At 64.3% G+C, this 4395-nt stretch carries 4 protein-coding genes; 2 read left to right on the forward strand and 2 right to left on the reverse strand.

The genetic code is table 11. The annotated features are described in order from the left end of the window. The first annotated feature begins 312 nt into the window (after positions 1–312). Together ABN273_RS58870 and ABN273_RS58875 are read left to right on the forward strand one after the other, a co-directional pair. On the forward strand, positions 313–987 hold the full coding sequence (locus tag ABN273_RS58870; protein WP_349458529.1) for an ATP-binding protein: 675 nt from the start codon (positions 313–315) through the stop codon (positions 985–987). Between the two features lie 862 nt (positions 988–1849). Next, positions 1850–2326 carry a hypothetical protein gene (locus ABN273_RS58875; RefSeq protein WP_349458530.1) on the forward strand — a complete coding sequence of 159 codons (477 nt, stop codon included), beginning with the start codon at positions 1850–1852 and terminating at the stop codon, positions 2324–2326. A gap of 154 nt (positions 2327–2480) precedes the next feature. On the opposite strand, the gene ABN273_RS58880 is transcribed toward ABN273_RS58875, so the two are convergent. Next, complete coding sequence (locus ABN273_RS58880; protein WP_349458531.1) at positions 2481–3407, reverse strand: hypothetical protein; 927 nt, start codon at positions 3405–3407, stop codon at positions 2481–2483. A 6-nt stretch (positions 3408–3413) separates the two neighbouring features. Then, on the reverse strand, positions 3414–4151 hold the full coding sequence (locus tag ABN273_RS58885) for a hypothetical protein (RefSeq protein ID WP_349458532.1): 738 nt from the start codon (positions 4149–4151) through the stop codon (positions 3414–3416). Positions 4152–4395 lie beyond the last annotated feature (244 nt).

Here is a 4395-nt window from a genome sequence, read left to right on the forward strand (position 1 = left end):
TCCACTCGTTCTGCGGTAATATTCCACCGAAGGAGTATGAAGGCGCCTTCTATAAGGCGCAGGAATCTGCTACGTCATTCGCAAGTTCGCAGGAATCGTAGCCTCCAAGATTCCCGGGACGGTCCACTACGGCGTGCCGGAGTTACTCTGTCCGATGGCACTCCGACCGTCGCAGGAGTGTTGGCTCTGGGGGTTCATCCACAGGAGTGGTTTCCGCGCTTCGTCATCCAGGCTTCGGCAGAGCCCTTGCCGACCGATCCCGTAGGATCGCGGGCCCGGAACCAGACAACGATCACTGGAGCTATTCCACGGATGCTGGAAGAGGCTCTGAACTGGGCACGGCGAACCTTTGACACCAGCGTCGTGTCGGCGCCGGACGGGACTGTTCATGATCGGCCAGCCTATCCATACATCGCATTTCGCGAGATCATCGCGAACGCTCTTCTCCATCGCGACCTCGATCATTGGTCGGCCGGCATGGCCGTGGAGGTTCGACTCCGTCGTGACCGGTTGATCGTCTCCAACCCGGGCGGCCTGTACGGCATCACGGTCGACCGGCTCGGCCGGGATGCCGTCACCTCCGCACGCAATGCGCGACTCGTTGCGATCTGCCAACACGCTCGCACACCAGAAACAGGCGCGCGAGTGATCGAGGCGCTGGCAACCGGCATTCCGATCGTGGCCGATGCCCTGGCAGAGGCCGGACTTCCACCTGCGCATTACATCGACGCCGCCATCCGATTCACTGTCGTCCTACGGCGGCAGGCAGTTCCCGTCATCCACCCGGGCTCCGACCTGAACGAGACGGAGCTACGCGTCTACGACGCCTTGGCGGCCGGGACACGCAGTGTCGCTGACCTCAAGCAGGAACTGAACCTGTCCGCACCCAACATCCGCAAGGCACTTCGCGAACTGAGATCGAGAGGGCTCGTCGAGCAACTGGGGGGCCAAGGACGGCCAACAACCTACCGGAGACTCTCGGAATAGGGGGATGCTGATGTCCTTGCACGCCGGTTCGCTCAGCCGGACAAGACAGGCGCTGATGCCCGGGAGTTGCCCAGTCGGGCGGCGACTGATCAGGCCAATCTCGTCGATGACGGCGAACTCGGGTGTGCCCGCTTGCGCGAGCCAATGACCCAACAGCCCCAAAGAGTGATCGCCACGGGGTTTCTGATGCAGGTGGGCGGTACTGGGTTCGAACCAGTGACCCCTCGCTGGTAAGGAGCCATGATCCCTCGGTAGTGCATCCTGGCCTGCGTTCCCGTGTCATGAGATGCTCGCTGCGCCATGATCGATTCAACCTAATGGCACGCTAATGGCACGGTGATCATGCCCCTGACGTGGGGCTCGCTTACGGGATCTGGCACGGTATGGCACGGCTTTGCGGCACGCAGATGGCACGGAAGCGAACCCGGCGCCCCTACTGGCGATCCCCCGCATGGGGTCGAGCTGCCGGCGGTTTTACAGCGGATCAATGATTCAGGTGGACAACGTCCTCTGAGCTGCCCGTACGGCCTTTGCTTCGGGTCCAGTGTCGGAGATCATCCCGCCCATATCCCGGATCTTGTCGTGCTGGATGCAACACCTGACCTGGGGTGGGTAAGGCGATGCGGGTGGCGCAGGAGCGGATGCTTAATCACTGGTGGTGGCGGCTCGGCCGGTGCGTGGGCCGCCGGATGTACACCTTCCACGTCACATTCCAGGACCAACCCGACCTCCACCGCCTCGGGGCTGTGGGCTCTGTGCTCAGGATTCGGCGACTCTCGGCGAACGACTTTCCCGAATCGCTGGTCCACCGTGATAGTGCACGTGTTTTCCATGCGCGGCGAGGAAGTGAGGTTTCACCACGGTGAAGAAAACTCTGCATGTCGTGTTCTCAGCGATTGTCGTGACAGGGGTGGGGGCGGCCATGCCCGCCGCGGCGCACGCGGGCGGATACGGCTGCAACGGATCTCTTGTCGGCACCTGGCGCCTCCCTATGAAGGACGCGTACACCGGCGAGAAGTTCTACATCAGTGACATCAAGCTCTACTACAACGCAAGCAGTGGCTGGAACTGTGCGGTCCTGGCGAAACGACCGGATCATCAGCGGTATGGCACGCGTACCCCGATGGACATCGCCATGTATAACAGCCGCTTCCGGGAGGACAACGTCAAGAACAACTACGACTACGACAACGGACGTTTCAAGTACTTCGCGGGACCGGTCCGGGTCTATGGCAAGAACATGTGCGTGAGCATCGTCGCTCACCACGCCGACACCGCCGGGCCCTTTGACGGGAAATGGTCCGGCAGCCGTCGGATCTTCGGCGCTGCGTGCGACTGACCGCGCACTCCCGCTTGGAGCAGGCGCCGCCTTCAACATTCATCGCTCGGGCGGTCGGCGTGGCCGACACCCCTTCCACACTTGTGGGCTGGCCGAAGTGGCCCGGCACGTTCGCACAGGCGTACATGCCGTCTGACACGCGGATGAGTGAGCTTTATGCAGCCCAGGTGACCTTGCCGTCGGCGTTCACCGTCACCAGGCGGCCCGTCTCAGTGAAGCTGGCCGCGACGACGTCCTCGCGCCGCTCGCGGACCTCCCCCTTGACGTTGAGCAATTCCAGCTCACCATCGTGGACCAGGCCGACCACCGTACCGGACGGATCGGCGATCACACCGGCCCGAGCGGCGACATCGCGCGACCACGTCTGCCGCCCGCTCGGGTCGATGCCGCGAACCTCGGTGTGATGGGTTCCGCGCTGGTCGACGTAGCGGGACACCACCGCGCCCCCGCGCGTACCGGCCACGCATTCCCCGGGCTGGTCGAGATTGACCTGAAGGGGAACGACGGTCCCGTCCTTGAGTATCCCTCCGCGCTCGCCGGTCAGGACTGCCCAGTCTCCGCCGACGCAGCCACCCCAGAACCCCCCAGCGGGCACGCGCTCCCCTGTAGCCCGCCATCCGTGAGCGTCGCGCTGGAAGCGCAGGATCTCACCGCCGGGCAGCGTGGGGTCGGCGTAGAGCAGCAGAGCCGTCGTCCGGTCGGGGCTCTCCTGCCAGAGGACGTTCTCCACGCCGGCGACCTGATGACTCTCCTTCTTGCCGTCCGAACGCTGGATCTGGAGCGTGCCTTCCTCGGCGACGACCGTGTCCGCATCGCCCCGCCGGCTCAGCACCTTCCGGGTAGCGGTGGAGAAGGCCGCTTCAGGGCACCGGGCCGCGCATACGGCGGCCTGCTTGTCCGTCCACACGTGCCGTCCGTCCGAGGCGTATCCGAGGTGCGATTCGGTCTGCGGGTCGTACACGATCGCCCCCGTCGAGGAGGCGGCGACGAAGACCGGCGGAATTTCCTGCTCACCGCCGGTGGAGCACGACGTGACCGCCACCAGCGCCAGCAGGGACGCGACAAGTGCGCGGTGGTTCATCGGCCGCTAGATCCGCTTGGTCTGGAAGCTGCACGTGGGGTCGAGGCCCGGAAGGTCCCAGCGCACCCAGAATTTAACGTAGACCTTGTCCTTCGACGAGGCGGGGATGCTGACGGTCACGCTCTTCGTGCCCACCTTGGCCTTGTCGGTGCTCCAACCGCTCCACCACGTGTCGGGTGCGTTGTTCTTGTCCGAATAGACATCGATGGCCACGTCGGTCTTCGATCCGGCGCGACCGCCGATCGTGTACGTGAACTTGGTGAAGACGTCACGCCCTACGCCGTTGAAGTAGTAGCGTGCCGAGCCGCTGAAACCCTTGGGGTCCGACGAGCAACTGCCGCTGAGAGTCTTGTCAGCCGACGCAGAGGCGGAAGCGCCGCCGGCGCCGACGATCGACAACGTCAGTCCCGCGGTCCCGACGATCGCCGCATGCCGAAGTATGGTGCTCAGTCGCATGGTGCCCTTTCCGTTTCCTTGACTTGCATCCGTCAAAGGATCGTAGGGAGCGGTGGTATGTCGGTGGTATGCCCGGTCGTAGATGATCATGTCTGTACGGATTTCGGGAATGCCCCGACCGTTCATCGCCTCCCGGGCGTGGCCGCGCAGCAGGGACCAGTGCGCCGGATCCGCTGTTTGGTTCCCTGGCTCGCCCGTCCGCAACGTCCTCGAAAGTGTTGCTGGCACCATCGGGCGGGCTGGCGCCAGGCCGCCGCGATCGCGGTTGATCTTGTCCGCCAGGCGCACGCGCCCGCATCCCGGGCGAGGGCAAGGGGAGTTCATAGACCGCGTCCGTGATCCCCGTCACCGGGCACCCGGCACGGAGCGTTACTGACATTTCTTGTCGCGAAGCACTGTCAGAGCCCGGCTCTGGATCAAAGCCTGTGGCAACAGAGCGTGACGGTGTTCGGGTCCAGGTCGACGGGCTAGTGGTAGTTGAGGACGCGAATGCGGAGCAGGTCGAAGCTGGCTCGTCCGAACATCTGCCGCT

It is taken from the genome of Nonomuraea sp. B19D2 (genome assembly GCF_040137845.1).
Lineage (GTDB): Bacteria > Actinomycetota > Actinomycetes > Streptosporangiales > Streptosporangiaceae > Nonomuraea.